Below are 14,590 nucleotides of genomic sequence, written 5' to 3'. Positions count from 1 at the left end.
GTCAGTCTATCTTGGACACTGAAAAGCCCGGAAGCCCTTCTAGACAAGGGCCTGCTGGATCTGGGTGGATGTCATCGGACTACGTGGTAACGGAGAGGGTGGGATTCGAACCCACGGTGGCTTGCGCCACGGCAGTTTTCAAGACTGCTTCCTTAAACCACTCGGACACCTCTCCACTCTATCCCTGGCAAGGATCTGCAGCCTTACCTATCTTAGGCTCTGCAATTGCCTTTGTGCAGCCGGGGAGCCACCCCCCTGACAACAACTTGTGAGCAAGAACAGGGATCCGCTATAACCCACCTGAGGGATCCCTGGCTGACCGATGAGAGGACACTTTTGCCCAGCCCAGGTGCAACTTCTAGCTTGGCTGGCGCCGGTGTTGCTGACCGCCTGTCGACTCCTGCCGTCTACAGAACCTCCTGCCGCTGCCCAGCCGGATCCAGTGCTGCGCCACATCGGTGAAGATGGCACCCACTTTGAGGCTTCTGTGGGCGATACCCGCGCCCTTCCTCCCCACTTCCCGCAGCAGTTGCGCCTGCCCAACGCCACCGTCGTCTCTTCCGGGCAGATTTGGGATCAGGAGGGGGGATTGGCTTCCTTGATCCTGGAGACCTCTCAACCTCTGGAGGAGATTGCCGCTTACTACCGCCGCACCCTCTGGGGCCGGGGCTGGGATCTCCTCTCCGATGTTGAGCAGGCCAACGGCATCCGCACGCTGGTGTTCGAGTCTCCCCCCCGCCCCGATAGACCACTCCAGCAGGCAGTCATCCAGCTGGGATCCCCTCGCCGCGGGCCGGATCAGGTGGAGTACCGCGATATCTTGATTTTGCTGAGTACCATTGCCCCTGTGGGCGAAGTGCCGCCTGCTGCTCCCTAGAGCATGCCCGTCTATACCCAAGCAATTGAAATTGCCGCTGGCGTGGCCCAGGTGGAGCGCTGCCTAGTCGACCCCGAGCTGATGCGGCGCTGGCTTAACCCCCTTTTGGGATGTGAAGCCCTGGGATCCCCCACGGGACAATTGGGTAGCCGCTACCGCTTTTTCCTACGCCTGCCTCTAGTCTCCCCCAGCTTGGACTGCGTGATTGTCGAGCGGGCCGAGGGCCTGGTGGAGTGGCAGTTCGAGGGTTTTTTTCAGGGCACTGACCGCTGGGAGTGCCACCCCCAAGCGTCGGGGACGCTCTTGGTCAACCGCTTTGAGTTTTGCATCCCCAACCCCTGGGTAGCGGCAGGGTTTCATCTCGTGGCAGCAGAGCTGACCCGGCACGACATGCGGGCGCAACTGCGGCGGCTAAAGGCAGTGGCCGAGGCTTTGGGTTAGGCTGGTGGCAGGGAGTAAAGAAACGTAAAAAACTGCCATGACCAGCAACAGCGGCTTGTTCAACCGTCGCTTCTTCGAAAACTTCATCCCCCAGCCAGCCAACAACTCTCTGCAGATTGGCGAGCTGGCCCCCGACTTTGAGCTGCCTAACGTCCAAGGGGATCCCGTGCGCCTGTCAGACTACCGCGGCCACAAGCCGGTGGTTCTGGCCTTTACCCGCATCTTTACGGAAAAGCTCTTCTGCCCCTTCTGCTACCCCCACATCCAGGAGCTGAAGGCCCGCTACGAAGAGATCCGGGCGCTGGGAGCAGAGCTGCTGATGGTTACCAGCACCGACCCGGTGCAAAGCCAACAGATCCAAGCCGACCTGCAACTGCCCTATCCGCTGTTGGTGGATCCAGAGTGCAAAACTTTTCGGCTCTACGGCGTTGGCCAAGCCCTAGGGGCGCCCCTGCCGGGCCAGTTTGTTGTCGATCGCGAAGGGAGGCTGCGCTATAAGCATCTCTTCTCCTTTGCCGAGCCCAACGCCAGCACCGACGAAGTGCTGCGGGTCTTGCGGGAGGGGCTGACCAGCGGCTGGGACGGGACTCGTCGCGTGGCTCCTGTGCCCTTTTTCTAAGCTGCTGTTTCTATGCAAGCCCGGAAGAGGGTGGAAAAGGGGTGGTCTTTGCGCGGCTGGCCCGGAACAGCGCCCGGCAAGCGGAGGCCCTGGAAGTAGTCCTGCGCCATGCCTGGGACTACATGCGGCGCTTGCTCTCCTTGGGCAAGGCGGAAGAGCCGCAACTGCCGCCGCCTCTGGTGCTGCGCAACATCCTGGTGGATTTGGGGCCGGTTTACGTGAAGCTAGGCCAGTTGCTGAGCACCCGCCTCGATCTGCTGCCGCGGGAGTACATCGAACCCTCAGCAGCCTGCAGAGCAATGTGCCCCCCGTGCCCTGGAACGCGGTGGAGATCCTGCTGCGCCAGCCGCTGGAGCGGGTCTTCAGCAGCCTTGACACGGAAGCGGTGGCAGCGGGATCCATCGCCCAAGTCCATCGCGCCCGCCTCGTGAGCGGCGAAGCAGTGGCCCTCAAGATCCAGCGGCAGCATTGCCGAGCTGGTGGCGCAAACAGAGTTTGGCCGGCTGACCGACGTGGTGCCTTGGCCAACGAATTTTGCCGAGCCATCCGGTTGGGCTCTGGTCGCGTTGCTCTCTTGAACTGTGGCATGGTCGGGCGGCTGGATCCCTGCACACAGCAGATTGTGCTGGAGCTGATTTTGGCCATCGTCAGCTTGGATGCCCAGCGCTGTGCCGAGCTGACTCTGGAACTGGCCCTGCCGGAAAGTCCTGGGGGCAGCCTGCGGGATCCCGCCGTCAGCCTGGCCCAACTGCAGAGGAAATACGAGCGTCTCCTGCAGCAGTACTACACCCTGAGTGTTGCCGAGCTGGATTTTAGCCAGCTCTTTTCCGAGATCCTGCAGGCGGCACGGCGCAACCAGATCCGCTGGATCCCTCGGTGCCGCCATCCTCTTGGCGCAAACCCACCGCTTTCAGGTCTTCTGGCTGAGCGAGCTGCTTTTTAGCGCCGCCAGCCTGTTGGGCCTGTGGCTTATCCTGAGCATCCTCCGCTCCGGTCGCCTGCGTGGCTAATCCCCAGGCCAGCTGCCTAGGTATCCCTGTGCTCGGGATGTTTGCGAAACAACAAAAAAGCGGTATCAGCGCCTTTGCGAGCGCCTCCAAGGATCCAGGAAAGGCCCATTTTTTCGTTACCCGCTCGATGCCTTGCGCTACAAGGCTTTCAGGCTCTCACCCCCCTCTCCAAGGCCACTTTTTGCCCTTTTCGACCGACCCCCTCGCAAATGGGTCTTGTACCCCTTGCCCTGCTTGGCTTCAATCGAGGAGCAGTCCTAGTGCTGGCTCTGCTGGCTAGGGGCTCTGCCCCGAAAGCTAGGGCTGTTCTCCCTTCGGGGGGATTCCTAGAAATTGGAAACTACTCGATAATGATCCGGTCGGCCATTTGGCCGCCTCGCGTTCCCCCTTCGGGAGGATCCCTAGAAGTTGAAAACGCCAGGCATTACCTACCGGCAAAGCGCGGGGCTTGGCTGTAGCTCCCCCTTCGGGGGGATGAAAATTGGAAAGGAATCGGAAACGTCCCTGTGAGCTTGGTGCTGCCAAAGCTCGCCCTGACGTTGGGAGATCCAGCGGGGATTGGGCCAGAGATTGTGCTCAAGGCGCTGGCGGATCCCCAGGTGCAGGCCTGCGCCCAGATAACGGTGGTGGGCGAGCGGCAGGTTTTGCAGGCTACCTACCGTCTCTTGAAAGCAAAAGGGGTGGCAGATCCCTTAGCTGACCCAGAAGGGATTCCAGTCCTAGAGTGCGGCAGCGGCTTCCACCTAGAGTTCTCTCGTGTGGGCCGGGGGGATGCCCAGAGCGGAGCGGCCAGCTTTGTCTACCTGAAAACGGCTGTTGAAGGGGCGCTGCAAGGCCAGTTCCAGGGGATCGTGACCGCCCCCATTGCCAAATACCTCTGGCACCAAGCGGGCTACCCCTTCCCCGGCCAAACAGAGGTACTGGCCCAGCTCAGCGGGCGCGAGCACTACGGCATGCTGTTTGTGGCCCGTTCTCCCCACAGCGGCTGGCAGATGCGGGTTCTACTGGCCACCACCCACATCCCCTTGAGCCAGGTGCCCCTCACCCTCACCCCAGAGCTGGTGCGTAGGAAGTTGGACTTGCTGGCGGGGTCCCTGCGCGAGCTTTTTGGGATTGGCGATCCCGTAATTGCCGTGGCTGGCCTCAACCCCCATGCCGGCGAACGGGGGCAACTGGGTTCAGAAGAACAGGAGTGGCTGGCGGAGCTGCTAGGTACCTATCCCCACGCCAGAATCTGGGGGCCGCTTCCCCCCGATACGATGTGGCTAGCTCCCGCCCAAGCCTGGTATGGTCAAGGATCTCCCGCCGTTGCCGACGCCTACCTGGCCCTCTATCACGACCAAGGCCTGATCCCAGTGAAGCTGCTGGCGTTTGACCGGGCCGTCAACCTAACCCTGGGGTTGCCCTTCATTCGCACCTCCCCCGACCACGGCACTGCCTTTGACATAGCTGGACAGGGGGTGGCCCGCGCCGAGAGCCTCAAGCAGGCAATCCTGCTGGCAGCCGAACTGGCCCCTACGGCCGCCGCAGCGTCTCGATCCCTCCAGGGCCAGCGATAATGGCCTCGGTGGCCATGCCGATAAACAGGCCGTGCTCCACTACCCCCACCGTTGCTTTGAGTTGCTCAGCTAGCTTGGCTGGATCGGCAATGGGGCCAAACTGGCAGTCGAGGATGTAGTGCTGCTCGTCGGTGAGGTAGGGATCTCCGTCGGCCGTGCGCCGCAGCACCGCCTGGCAGCCCAGGGCTTCCACCCGCGCCAGGGTAGTCTTCCAGCCAAAGCGCACCACCTCCACCGGCACTGGGAAGCGCGTGCCTAGCTGCGCCACCTTCTTGGAGGCGTCGGCAATGATGATTAGCTCGGCGGCGCTGGCCTCCACCAGTTTCTCCCGCAGCAGGGCTCCCCCTGCCCCCTTGATGAGATTGAGGGATCCCACCTCAATTTCATCAGCTCCATCGATGGCCAGATCCAAGCGAGGCTGCTCTTCCAGCGTGGCCAGCGGGATCCCTAGAGAGCGGGCCTGTTCTGCCGTGCGCTCGGAAGTGGGCACCCCGATGAACTGCAGCCCCTCCTTTCGCATGCGCTGGGCTAGGGCGCTCACTGCAAAGGCGGCTGTGGAGCCCGTCCCCAGGCCCACCACCATGCCTGACTGTACCCGCTGGGCTGCTGCCTGGGCTGCCGCCTGTTTCAGCTCCTCAGAACTAGTCATCCTATTCCCGCTGGAGTCCAACTTGCTATTCTACCGCCCACTCCAGCTAAAGCCCTGCGGCGCCTCCACCACCTGGCCGAAGAGATCGTAGGGCTCGGCCCGCGTAATCTGGACCGGCACCAGGGATCCCAGGGATCCGGGCCCGCGCACATGCACCACCCCATCCACCTCAGGGGCAAAGCGGGGGGAGCGGCCAATCCACTCGCCCGTGCGGGGGTTTTCCTGCTCCAGGAGCACAGGCACCACCTGCCCCACCTGCTCGCGGTTGCGGCGGAAGGCGATCTCCTGCTGCAGCTGCATCAGGCGGGCGCGGCGCTCTTTTTTGACGCGCTCAGGCACTTGGTGAGGAAGGTGGTAGGCAGGCGTGCCTTCTTCGGGAGAAAAGGTAAACACCCCCACATGGTCAAATTGGTGGCGCTGCACAAAGTCCAACAGATGCTGGAAGTGCTCCTCTGTCTCGCCAGGAAAGCCGACGATGAAGCTGGTGCGCAGCACGGCCTTGGGTAGGGCCTGACGCAGCCGCTCGATCAACCGGTCGTTGACCTGGTCCTGCCAGGGGCGGTTCATGGCCTTGAGGATCTCGGGGTGGCTGTGCTGCAGCGGCAGATCCAGATAGAGCAAGAAATTGGGGGTCTCCTGAATGGCCTCTACCACTGCCGGAGTAATGCCCGTAGGGTAGGCATAGAGCATGCGGACCCAGGGAATAGGGATCTTGCCCAGAGCACGGATGAGCTCAGCCAGCCGCGGCTCCCCGTAGAGGTCGATCCCGTAGTTGGTGGTGATCTGGGAAATGAGAATCAGCTCCTGCACCCCTTCTGCAGCCAGTTGTTCGGCCTCCCGCAAGATGGACTCGATGGGGCGAGAGCGTTGCTTGCCCCGCAGGTGGGGGATGATGCAGAAAGAGCAGCGATAGTCACACCCCTCTGCCACCCGCAGGTAGGCCACTGGCGCGTGGGTAGTGCGATAGCGGGGGACAGTCTCATCAGCAATGTAGTCCAAGCTGGAGGTGACGGCATTAACCCGCTCTCCCCGCTCCACCCGCTCCATAACCTGGACAATCTGGTGGTAGTCGCCCGTGCCCACAATGGCCACCGCCTCTGGGATCTCCCGCAGCAGCTCCTCCTGGAAGTGCTGCGCCAAGCAGCCAGCGATGATGAGCTTCTTGCCCTGCACTGCCAGCTCCATCAAGGTGCTGACCGACTCCCGCCGCGCCGCTTCGATGAAGCTGCAGGTGTTGACAATGATGTAGTCGGCGCTCTCTTCATCCCCCTCCACCCGGTAGCCTGCCTGGGCCAGCAGGCCCATCATGTGTTCCGTGTCCACGCGGTTTTTCTCACAGCCCAGGTGCACAACGGCAACAGCCGGCGCTTCCTTTGGGGAAGCAGAAAGGCTGCGAGAGGGTTCCAACCGGTTCATAGCCCTAGGAGAGACCAAGCGAACGCCGACAACAGACACCAAATGAATGGTAAATAAATCTTTCTCATTCTAGTTCTAGTTGGGTTTTGCTTTTAAAGGCGGGGAGGATGGCTGCCCACTATCAGCCGGCTAGCCCCCAAAGTTAACCAAAACCAAGCCGACAGCCACCGCCAGCCCCGTGGCTGCCCAGCTCCAGGGATCCCTTGCCATCTCTTCTGGGAGCAGAGGTGCTCTTCCATAGCCCCTCAGGCGCAGCGCCTGATAGACCCGCTCGGAGCGCTCGTAGCTGCGCACCAGGAGAGTGCCCACCGCCGCAGCCAGGAAGGGCAGGTCTTGCCGCAAGGCCGGGCCCGGACGCCACAGGGATCCCCGCGGTCGCCAGCCCCTCAGCCGAGCTGCCCGCTGCATCCGCTGCCACTGGGTAGCCACCTCCTGCAAATAGCGCTGGGTTAGCCAAGCCAGTTCCAGGAGTAGGTCGGGGATCCCCAAAGCCCCTAGGGCTGCCAACAGGGCCGGCAGAGGGGTGGTCTCCCCCAGCAGCATTGCCAGGGCCAACAGCGCCAGGCTGCGCCCGCCAAGGCAAAGCGCCCTCTCCAGCCCCTCCCAGCGCAAAGCCAAGGAGCCCCACTGCCAGAGGAAGGTCTCCCCAACGGCAAAAGGCAAGAAGAGGACGAAGGCTATCAACAAAACTCCTGGGGCGGCCAGCCGTCTTAGCCCTCGGCGCAGGGGCAAGCCGGAGAGCGCCCAAAGAAGAGCCACCAACACCCAAACTAGGGGTAGCAAGGCCAAGCGCTGCACCTGGGCAAAAGCCGCCATCAATGCCAGTAGGCCAACCACCTTGGGCAGAGGCCGCCAGCGGTGGAGCCAAGGGGAGGAAAAACTCCTGGAGGCGAGAGGCGGGCAGGGCAGATTAGCCTTAGAGCTTTTCATCCTCCCCCAAAAGCTGCGGCTGTACCCGCTGCAAGAACAGCACCACCCAACGGGTAAACAGCCCCTCCACCCCTGCCAGCGGCAGATGAGCTGCCATCAAGCCGGCCAGGGCCAAGCGCTCTGCGGACGTGGAAGGGATCCCCTCGCTGTACAGCGCCGCCAGCACCACGCCGTAAAATAGCAGCGCCGCCAGCACCACCCCTGCAGCTCCTGCCCAAAAGGCAGCCCAGCCCGTTCCCAGCCGCCGCCGGCTTGCTTGAAAGATCCCTCCTGCCAGAAGCGCCGGGATCCCCAAGATGGCGGCGTTGATCCCCAGGGTGGTCAGCCCTCCATGCCCGAAAGCCACGGCCTGAAAGAACAGGCCCACCAGGATGGCCGGGTAGGCCAAGACCCCCAAGAGCACGCCCATTAGGCCATTGAGCAGCAGGTGCAGGCTGGTTGGAGGAAAGGGCAGGTGAATGGAGGAGGCGACAAAAAAAGCCGCTGTCAGCAGCGCTGCCTTGGGGAGCGGGCGGCGGGGATCCCTTTCCAGCCGCTGCAGGCGGCCCAGGCTGTAGCCGGTGATCAAGGCGGTGAGGCCATAGCCTCCCAACCACAGGGGCGCTGGCAAAAGGCCCTCGCTGATGTGCATGGCTAGTCCTGCTCCAGAGCAGCAGCGCCGACTTCGGAGCTTGGCCGTTCTCCACCCACAGAGGCGGCAGGGCGGGGCCGCAAGAAAAACAGCGCTGTGCCTAAGCAGCCCCAGATAACGCAGGCAGCCATGACCCCCCGCTGCAGAGGCCCAAAGCCAGGAGAGGGGGGGCTGGGGATCCCTAGCCCCTCTCCAACCGGCACCTTCACCACTACGCCGTGCCCCGCCTGGCGAATATGCACCTGCCACAGGCCCTTGAGCTCCGGATCCGGCTGCAGCCAAAACCGGCCCTGGGCGTCCGTCTGCCCCTCCTGCCAAGGAGTGCTGGGATTGCTAGGTGCAAACACCGTTACCTGCGCCGAACGCATCGGATCGCCTGTATCGTAGCGGGCCTGGATCTCGAACGTGGGAACTGCTCGCCAAGAGGCCTCCACCCCGTGTCCCCAAGCCGGGGCAGCCAGAAGCAAGCCAAAAGCCAGCCAGCTCAATTGCCAGCAAGAGTGGAAAGGGGCGCGACTTGGCCAGACTGGGTTCATCGCTAAGCAAAGGATAGAGGACAACAAAAGCCAACGGGACTTGAGGGCAAAGACCTACGTCAAGAACCCTGTCCTGCCGAGGCAACCAGGCGAACCCCAGCGCTGCCTTTGAGGCCGTCCTTGAAGGGCAGCCTGTCATTCCCAAACAGGTGGTCGAAGTGGAAGGCGGCTTCCCAGTCCGCCACCTGGCCTCCCGGACAAGACCCTTGTGCTCTTCTCCCACCTACTCGCCACAGACGAGGGCCAGCTCAGGACTGAACTTGAGCACACATGGGATCCCCTCCGCCTCCCTTTTTGCTGTTCAGGCTCTACCCTTGATCCAGAGAGAGTAGCCCTTCGACGGACCCTCCAGCGCCGGCATTTGTCGCTTGGCCCAGGCAGTCCTGCTCTACCGAACCACAGATTTCTTCACCCTTACAATCCCCTGCTGGGGCATCCCCCAGAAACTACTCCTGCGCCAAGTTTCCGGCCCGCACCCAACCTTCCTGCCCGTTCTGCCGCCGGATGCGCTGCCAGCGGCCATCAGCGCTGTATTCCAGCACCGTCACTACCTCATCCATGGGCAGACCGCCAATGTAAGCCCCTTCCCGGTCAGGAGTGGCCCGCAGGGCCAAGCCCCTCGGCTCAATTACCCGTCCCCGTTCCCCTGGAGCAAGGCTGGTTTCTAGCGGTGGCCGAATTGGCGAGGGGGTAGAGTTAGGTGTAGATTCAACCCTAGAAGTTGCAGAAAGCGGAGCCGAGGCAACTGCTGCTCCTTCCACGGGGCCCAGGTTGCCAGCGCGTACCCAGCCTTCCTGGCCGTTCAGTTCTCGCCGTACCCGTTGCCAGCGACCATCGGCGCTGTACTCCAGCACCGTCACTATTTCCCCCGCCCCAATTCCCCCTTGGTAAGCTCCCTCCACCGAGGGCTTGCTGCGGATGGCTAGACCCAGCGGCTCGATCACCCGCCCCCGGCTGCCAGGCGGAAAGGCAGTGGAATCAAGGCTGCCTACAGCCGGCGGAGACTCCCTCTGAGTAGGGCGAGCCGAGGGGGAAAAGGGCAAGCTTGTCGGTCTAGGCAAAGGCTCCACCCGCACCGCTCGAGGAAACTGCGGCACTGCAGGGGGAGCCAGCAGGGGAGCAATGAACTGCCACGCCTGCCAACCCAGAGCAGCCAAGGCCCCAACCGAGAGGCTCAGGGCCATTAGGGTGCCGAAGGGAAAACTCCCCACCGCCGGAGAAGAACGGCCTCGCACCGGGTAGTTAGCCATCCAAAACTCAGCTCCCAAAAGCTGAGAGTAAGAGCCTTGCCAACGCTTGCAAGCCCCAGAGCATCTCTAGTACTTCTAGTTTCGCCTCTGGGTGCTGGCTTGGGAAGCTATCTCCCAAGGGGCAAGCTCAGCAGCACGTTTAGCCTCTACTTGGTGAACATATTCTCCCAGTCAGTGGTGAGAATTTCGTGACCAAAGGTCCAGCCGGCTAGGAGCAAGGGCAAGGCCAAACCCAAGAAGCCGAAGAAACTGATTACCTGAGCAATTTGCCGCTGCGCCCTTTTCCTTTTCGGGTCGGGGATGTTACTAGCAGCTACCGTGAGCTTTGAGCAAAAGGCTACCACCACCGCCCCCGCTGGCCCCAGCACCAGCGATGGCCACAGCCAATCCGCTACCTGCGCATACTCGTAGGCCCGCGTGAACGGCATGATGACGAAACAGACCAGCTCTAGCACTCCCCAGGTGAAGAGGGCCACCTGGATATCCTTGCGAAAGACGGCGTTGGGATCGTAGTACATAAGCCTCTGGGAAGAACCCCCACCATGCCACTCTAAGGCCTGGCCGGCAAGTTGTTACTCCCCTCCTTTGCAGACAGCCTAACGAGTGGTTGCCACTCATTTGCCCAGAGACAGAGGCTCGAGGAAAGCCAAGCAGCCAATTCAATAAGAGTCTGAAGCAGTCTGTTGTATAAATAAAGACTACCTGGGTTTGCCGCTTTCTGCAGCCCGGATATGTCCTGCTGGCAGAGCTCTTCTGCAGCCCTGCCCCCTCCTAGTCAACCCGCTATGTTCCGCATCCTTATTGTCGACGACGATCCCAGCATTTGCACGCTGCTCAAGCGGTACTTGCAGCGCCAAGGGTACACGGTCGAGGTGGCTGCAACCGGTGCCGAGGGCCTGCAGCAGTTACGTACTTTTCAGCCGGACTTGGTGATTTTGGATTTGAACTTGCCAGATGTCAGCGGCTACAGCCTCTGCCGGCAGATGCAAAAGGAGACTGGCGTGTATGTATTGATGCTAACCAGCCGAGTGAATCCTGCCGACAAGCTGCAAGGATTTCAGCTAGGCGCAGATGACTACCTGACCAAACCCTTCACCCTACCGGAGCTACAAGCACGGGTGCAGGCTATCCTGCGCCGAGGGCGGACGAAAGCCCAGGGAGGAAGCGCCCCCGTTCTAACCTTTGCCTCCTTGGTGATTAACCCAGAAACCCGGGAAGTCACTCGTGACCAGCGTCCCATTAGCCTGACGGCTCTGGAGTTTGACTTGCTCTACACCATGGCCCGCTACCCTGGACGGGTTTGGCGACGCGCTGAACTGATCCGAGAGGTGTGGGACTTTAACTATGAAGGAGATGAGCGAGTCGTTGATGTCCACATTGGCCAAATTCGCAAGAAGTTAGAGACTGATGCCAGTCAGCCAGAGCTAATCCGCACCGTGCGCGGCGTTGGCTACAAGTTTGAGCCCCCCACTCCAAAGGAGGGAGGAGAGGAATTCAAATAGCCATAAAAGAGAGAGAGGTTGAGAGTAAAAGCGCGCTAATCCAGACGACGGCCTGTCAAGCGCACAAAGATATCTTCTAGGTTGGCAGGGCGCACCATCAGGCCGGTTTTGTCGGATTCAGCTTCCAACTGCCGCTGGGCCTCCGCCAAGCTGGGGAAAAAGGTGTAGCTCACCTCCTGTCCAGGTCGGGAGCGCACCAGCAGAGCTTCCCCGTACTTGGCCCGCAACTGACTAGGGCTGCCCAGCTCGATCAGCTTGCCGCCGTCCATGATGCCGATGCGGTCGCACAGCTCTTCGGCCTCCTCCATGTAGTGGGTGGTAATCAGCAAGGTCATCCCCTGTCGATTCAGATCCCGCAGGATCTTCCACAACAGCCGCCGCGCTTGGGGATCCAATCCAACCGTCGGCTCGTCCAGGAACAAGATTTGAGGCTGGTGCAGCAGGGCTCTGGCCACTTGCAGGCGCCGCTTCATGCCGCCGGAGAGGGTCTTCACCTTGTCGTGCCGCCGGTCGGCCAGCTTCACGTACTCCAGCCACTCGTCGATGCGCCGCTGCCGCTCCGGGTTGGGAATGTGGTGCATGCGGCCGTGGAACTCCAGGTTTTCCCAAACCGTTAGCTCCGCCTCTAGGGTAATAGGCTGCAACACCACCCCAATCTGCCGCCGCACTGCTAAGGGATCCCGCACCACGTCGTAGCCCCCCACTTGGATGGATCCCTGGCTGGGTCGCGTGAGGCTAGTGAGCATGCGGATGGTGGTGGATTTGCCGGCGCCGTTGGGCCCCAGCAGGGCAAATACCTCCCCCTGAAAGATCCGCAGGCTCAAGTCCTGAACAGCCACCTGCTGCCCAAAGCGCTTCCACACCCCCTGCATTTCCACTGCCGCCGGCTGGGTCTGGGGCAGAGTCGGGGCCATCGAAAGAGGGGTTGCAATCAGCTCCATCTGCAGTGTAAAGAAGTCTTTCTTCCCTAGCATACGCCAGTTGGGTTGGCCTTCTCTCCTGGGCGGCTGTGATCCTCCTTACTCGGAGCTTTCACCTCGCCCTTGTAAAATAATTGACATCCAGCTGAGGAGCGGGGCTAGGCCAAAGCTCTACCCGAAGCACCAAGCTATAACCATTCAGGCGAGGCGCTATGCAGACTAGAGACCGATTTGATCAGATTGACTTCCGCCTGGATCGCCTAGTCGGCGCTGTGTTGACCCTAGTTGAAGCCGTCAGCTCTATCAAAGACGACTTGTCCCAGTTAAAAGACATCGTTCAGCAACAGGCGCGGATGACGCAAGAGCACAGCGCGTGGCTGGAGGAGTTCAAGGCGGTTTGCCAGCAGCAAGCGGAAACAGCCCGGTGCCAAGCCGAAACGGTTGAGCGCCTCATCGCGCACCTCTTGCCAGTTCAGAAGTCAAAGGCTTGAGGCATGTCACAATGGCAGTAGAGCTGAGGTCGTCCGCCCTTGGAGTTCCAGGTTGCAGCAGCCCAGCAGGGTTCTGTTGACGCAGAAGATTTGCTGGCCTTTTTTCGCTGTCGTCGCCTGCCCTACTTAGATCGGTTTGGGCCTCAAGAAGCCAAGCTGCCGCCGGAAAACCTGCTGGAGCAATGGCGTCGGGATCGCCAAACTCTGCAAGCTGCTGTGCTGGAGCGATTCCCGGGAGAACAGGTCGCGCCGGGCAATGAAGCCCTTCTGGCAGCTATGGTAGCAGGGGCGGAGCGGATCTACGGCGGGCAGATTGTAGCAGAGCTGTTTTGGGAAGCTGAGGCGGAGCTTGCCAGCTCTGAAGTTGCCCTCGCCTCTTCCCCTGAGACAGAGCTTGAGCTCCCTGAGGACGACTCCACTAGGGCTGTTCCAGAGTTTCGCTCCGTTTGGGTAAGCAGCTCGCTGGACCTCCTGATTCGGGATCCCGCCCTTCGCAGCCAAGGCCGGCCCGTTTACCTGCCGGTGCACATTCGCCTCGGCAAGCGCCCCAAGCCGGAGTACGAATTGTTGTTGGCTTTGCAGGCCGAGTTGCTTGGATCCCTGCAGGGGCAGGTGCCCAAGCACGGCTTTCTAATTTTGAAAGACAAGGAATGGTACCCCGTCGAGCTAGATCGACGACGTGCTCAGGTGCGCCGCCTGCTGCAAGATTACCTGCGCTCCCTTAGTCGACCCGAGCCGCCCCAGGTGTTAATGGCCCGCAGCCGCTGTCATCTCTGCCACTGGCGGAACTACTGTCGGCAGCTAAACGCCACCACCCAGCCCCTCAGCCTGCTACCGGGTGTAACTAGATCCCGCTATCCCCTTCTGCAAAAGGCGGGGATTGACTCAATTGAAGCCTTAGCCAACGCCCCCCTGGAAACGCTGCAGGCCATTCCCCAGCTGGGAGCCCGCGTGGCCCTGCAACTACAGCTCCAAGCCCGCGCCACCCTCAGCCGCCAGCCCCTCTGGCTGCAATCCCCACCCCCAGCTCTGCCGACAGCGCCCGTGGAGCTGTACTTCGACATCGAGGCGGATCCCCGCCACAACGTTGCTTACCTGCTGGGCCTGCTCGTGGTAGAACAAGCAGAGGAGCACAAGGTTGTCAACTACTACAGTTGCCTAGCTGCCGAGCCACAGGAGGAAGGACAGGCCTGGCAACAGTTTCTAGAGTTGGTTCAACGTTACCCTGAGGCGCCCATTTATCATTTCCATGGCTTTGAAGTACAGACTTGCCGGCAACTGGGGGAGCAGTACCAAACGGATCCCCGAGAGGTGCAGCAACTGTTGGAGCGCTTTGTGGATTTACACACCTGGATTCAGCGGTCGGTAGTGCTGCCCGTTGAGAGCTACTCCCTGAAGAACATCGCCCGCTGGCTGGGGTTCAAGTGGCGACTGCCCGAGGCCAATGGAGCCTACTCCATCTACTGGTATAGCCAGTGGCTAGAAACACGAGATCGCCACTATCTAGAGCAGACACTCATCTACAACGAGGACGATTGCCAGGCTACCTATCGCCTTAAAGCTTGGTTGAGTCAGAGTGCAGCTTCTGAGTCCAGTAGGAGATAGCTCCTTCCCATTGCCTAGCAGGGCAGTAACTGCCCTCCTTCTTCCAGCAAAAAACCCCCACCGAGGGGTGTAGTAGGGTCTGGCACCGAGCTATTTTTCCGGAGGGTCACCCCTCCAGTAGGTTCGCCGCTGATGCGTTTCACGTCCGAGTTCG

At 61.3% G+C, this 14,590-nt stretch carries 17 protein-coding genes and 1 tRNA gene; 9 read left to right on the top strand and 9 right to left on the bottom strand.

What is annotated here, in order from left to right:
• Positions 1 to 90: 90 nt before the first annotated feature.
• A tRNA-Ser gene (locus tag NW812_RS09755) sits at positions 91 to 175 on the bottom strand.
• Between the two features lie 147 nt (positions 176 to 322).
• On the opposite strand from NW812_RS09755, the gene NW812_RS09750 reads away from it, so the two are divergent.
• The 6 genes from NW812_RS09750 (at position 323) to pdxA (ending at position 4,506) form a co-directional block, all read left to right on the top strand.
• Positions 323 to 877, top strand: a complete 555-nt coding sequence (locus NW812_RS09750) for a hypothetical protein (RefSeq protein ID WP_414396320.1) — start codon at positions 323 to 325, stop codon at positions 875 to 877.
• Positions 878 to 880: 3 nt separating this feature from the next.
• On the top strand, positions 881 to 1,318 hold the full coding sequence (locus tag NW812_RS09745) for an SRPBCC family protein (RefSeq protein WP_414396317.1): 438 nt from the start codon (positions 881 to 883) through the stop codon (positions 1,316 to 1,318).
• Between the two features lie 37 nt (positions 1,319 to 1,355).
• Positions 1,356 to 1,937 carry a peroxiredoxin family protein gene (locus NW812_RS09740; RefSeq protein ID WP_414396314.1) on the top strand — a complete coding sequence of 194 codons (582 nt, stop codon included), beginning with the start codon at positions 1,356 to 1,358 and terminating at the stop codon, positions 1,935 to 1,937.
• Between the two features lie 41 nt (positions 1,938 to 1,978).
• A complete protein-coding gene (locus NW812_RS09735) occupies positions 1,979 to 2,368 on the top strand; it encodes a hypothetical protein (protein ID WP_414396311.1) in 390 nt (129 codons plus the stop codon).
• Positions 2,263 to 2,880 carry an AarF/UbiB family protein gene (locus NW812_RS09730; protein WP_414396430.1) on the top strand — a complete coding sequence of 206 codons (618 nt, stop codon included), beginning with the start codon at positions 2,263 to 2,265 and terminating at the stop codon, positions 2,878 to 2,880. The genes NW812_RS09735 and NW812_RS09730 overlap by 106 nt, the downstream gene beginning before the upstream one ends.
• A gap of 573 nt (positions 2,881 to 3,453) precedes the next feature.
• Positions 3,454 to 4,506, top strand: a complete 1,053-nt coding sequence (pdxA, locus tag NW812_RS09725; RefSeq protein WP_414396309.1) for a 4-hydroxythreonine-4-phosphate dehydrogenase PdxA — start codon at positions 3,454 to 3,456, stop codon at positions 4,504 to 4,506.
• Here the strand turns inward: pdxA and rpiA are convergent.
• From rpiA to NW812_RS09690, 7 genes are all read right to left on the bottom strand, one after another.
• Positions 4,463 to 5,155, bottom strand: a complete 693-nt coding sequence (gene rpiA / locus NW812_RS09720) for a ribose-5-phosphate isomerase RpiA (protein WP_414396308.1) — start codon at positions 5,153 to 5,155, stop codon at positions 4,463 to 4,465. The genes pdxA and rpiA overlap by 44 nt on opposite strands.
• Before the next feature lie 30 nt (positions 5,156 to 5,185).
• Entirely contained in the window at positions 5,186 to 6,571 is a 1,386-nt protein-coding gene (gene rimO / locus NW812_RS09715) for a 30S ribosomal protein S12 methylthiotransferase RimO (RefSeq protein WP_414396305.1), read from the bottom strand.
• A 129-nt stretch (positions 6,572 to 6,700) separates the two neighbouring features.
• Complete coding sequence (gene cbiQ / locus NW812_RS09710; RefSeq protein WP_414396302.1) at positions 6,701 to 7,501, bottom strand: cobalt ECF transporter T component CbiQ; 801 nt, start codon at positions 7,499 to 7,501, stop codon at positions 6,701 to 6,703.
• Positions 7,488 to 8,132 (bottom strand): cobalt transporter CbiM, encoded by a 645-nt coding sequence (gene cbiM / locus NW812_RS09705; protein ID WP_414396300.1) that lies wholly within the window; start codon positions 8,130 to 8,132, stop codon positions 7,488 to 7,490. The genes cbiQ and cbiM overlap by 14 nt, the downstream gene beginning before the upstream one ends.
• A 2-nt stretch (positions 8,133 to 8,134) precedes the next feature.
• A complete protein-coding gene (locus tag NW812_RS09700; RefSeq protein ID WP_414396298.1) occupies positions 8,135 to 8,566 on the bottom strand; it encodes a hypothetical protein in 432 nt (143 codons plus the stop codon).
• 548 nt (positions 8,567 to 9,114) lie between these two features.
• The gene (locus NW812_RS09695) at positions 9,115 to 9,918 is read right to left on the bottom strand and encodes an SH3 domain-containing protein (protein ID WP_414396295.1); all 804 of its coding nucleotides are present in this window, start codon (positions 9,916 to 9,918) and stop codon (positions 9,115 to 9,117) included.
• Positions 9,919 to 10,064: 146 nt separating this feature from the next.
• The gene (locus NW812_RS09690) at positions 10,065 to 10,436 is read right to left on the bottom strand and encodes a hypothetical protein (protein WP_414396293.1); all 372 of its coding nucleotides are present in this window, start codon (positions 10,434 to 10,436) and stop codon (positions 10,065 to 10,067) included.
• 267 nt (positions 10,437 to 10,703) lie between these two features.
• Here NW812_RS09690 and NW812_RS09685 point away from each other — a divergent pair, with 267 nt between their 5' ends.
• A complete protein-coding gene (locus NW812_RS09685; RefSeq protein ID WP_414396291.1) occupies positions 10,704 to 11,420 on the top strand; it encodes a response regulator transcription factor in 717 nt (238 codons plus the stop codon).
• 35 nt (positions 11,421 to 11,455) lie between these two features.
• Here NW812_RS09685 and NW812_RS09680 read toward each other — a convergent pair whose 3' ends face one another.
• Positions 11,456 to 12,334: an ABC transporter ATP-binding protein gene (locus NW812_RS09680; protein WP_414396288.1), complete on the bottom strand. Its 879-nt coding sequence runs from the start codon at positions 12,332 to 12,334 to the stop codon at positions 11,456 to 11,458.
• Positions 12,335 to 12,552: 218 nt separating this feature from the next.
• Between NW812_RS09680 and NW812_RS09675 the strand changes: the two genes are divergently transcribed.
• Together NW812_RS09675 and NW812_RS09670 are read left to right on the top strand one after the other, a co-directional pair.
• Positions 12,553 to 12,831, top strand: coding sequence for a hypothetical protein (locus NW812_RS09675; RefSeq protein ID WP_414396286.1), 279 nt, complete (start codon positions 12,553 to 12,555; stop codon positions 12,829 to 12,831).
• 39 nt (positions 12,832 to 12,870) lie between these two features.
• Entirely contained in the window at positions 12,871 to 14,436 is a 1,566-nt protein-coding gene (locus NW812_RS09670; protein WP_414396285.1) for a TM0106 family RecB-like putative nuclease, read from the top strand.
• The last annotated feature ends 154 nt before the right edge of the window (positions 14,437 to 14,590 follow it).

Source organism: Synechococcus sp. O70.2, assembly GCF_047462135.1.
Classification (GTDB): domain Bacteria; phylum Cyanobacteriota; class Cyanobacteriia; order Thermostichales; family Thermostichaceae; genus Thermostichus.
The sequence above is the reverse complement of the archived record's forward strand: the minus strand, read 5'-3'. Positions and strand labels throughout refer to the sequence as shown.

What these genes read in the sequence shown, in the direction of transcription:
- rimO (WP_414396305.1), bottom strand. Translation starts at nt 6,571, where the DNA reads ATGAACCGGTTGGAACCCTCTCGCAGCCTTTCTGCTTCCCCAAAGGAA.
- rpiA (WP_414396308.1), bottom strand. Translation starts at nt 5,155, where the DNA reads ATGACTAGTTCTGAGGAGCTGAAACAGGCGGCAGCCCAGGCAGCAGCC.
- NW812_RS09745 (WP_414396317.1), top strand. Translation starts at nt 881, where the DNA reads ATGCCCGTCTATACCCAAGCAATTGAAATTGCCGCTGGCGTGGCCCAG.
- NW812_RS09675 (WP_414396286.1), top strand. Translation starts at nt 12,553, where the DNA reads ATGCAGACTAGAGACCGATTTGATCAGATTGACTTCCGCCTGGATCGC.
- NW812_RS09750 (WP_414396320.1), top strand. Translation starts at nt 323, where the DNA reads ATGAGAGGACACTTTTGCCCAGCCCAGGTGCAACTTCTAGCTTGGCTG.
- NW812_RS09685 (WP_414396291.1), top strand. Translation starts at nt 10,704, where the DNA reads ATGTTCCGCATCCTTATTGTCGACGACGATCCCAGCATTTGCACGCTG.
- NW812_RS09740 (WP_414396314.1), top strand. Translation starts at nt 1,356, where the DNA reads ATGACCAGCAACAGCGGCTTGTTCAACCGTCGCTTCTTCGAAAACTTC.
- NW812_RS09690 (WP_414396293.1), bottom strand. Translation starts at nt 10,436, where the DNA reads ATGTACTACGATCCCAACGCCGTCTTTCGCAAGGATATCCAGGTGGCC.
- NW812_RS09695 (WP_414396295.1), bottom strand. Translation starts at nt 9,918, where the DNA reads ATGGCTAACTACCCGGTGCGAGGCCGTTCTTCTCCGGCGGTGGGGAGT.
- cbiQ (WP_414396302.1), bottom strand. Translation starts at nt 7,501, where the DNA reads ATGAAAAGCTCTAAGGCTAATCTGCCCTGCCCGCCTCTCGCCTCCAGG.
- cbiM (WP_414396300.1), bottom strand. Translation starts at nt 8,132, where the DNA reads ATGCACATCAGCGAGGGCCTTTTGCCAGCGCCCCTGTGGTTGGGAGGC.
- NW812_RS09680 (WP_414396288.1), bottom strand. Translation starts at nt 12,334, where the DNA reads ATGGCCCCGACTCTGCCCCAGACCCAGCCGGCGGCAGTGGAAATGCAG.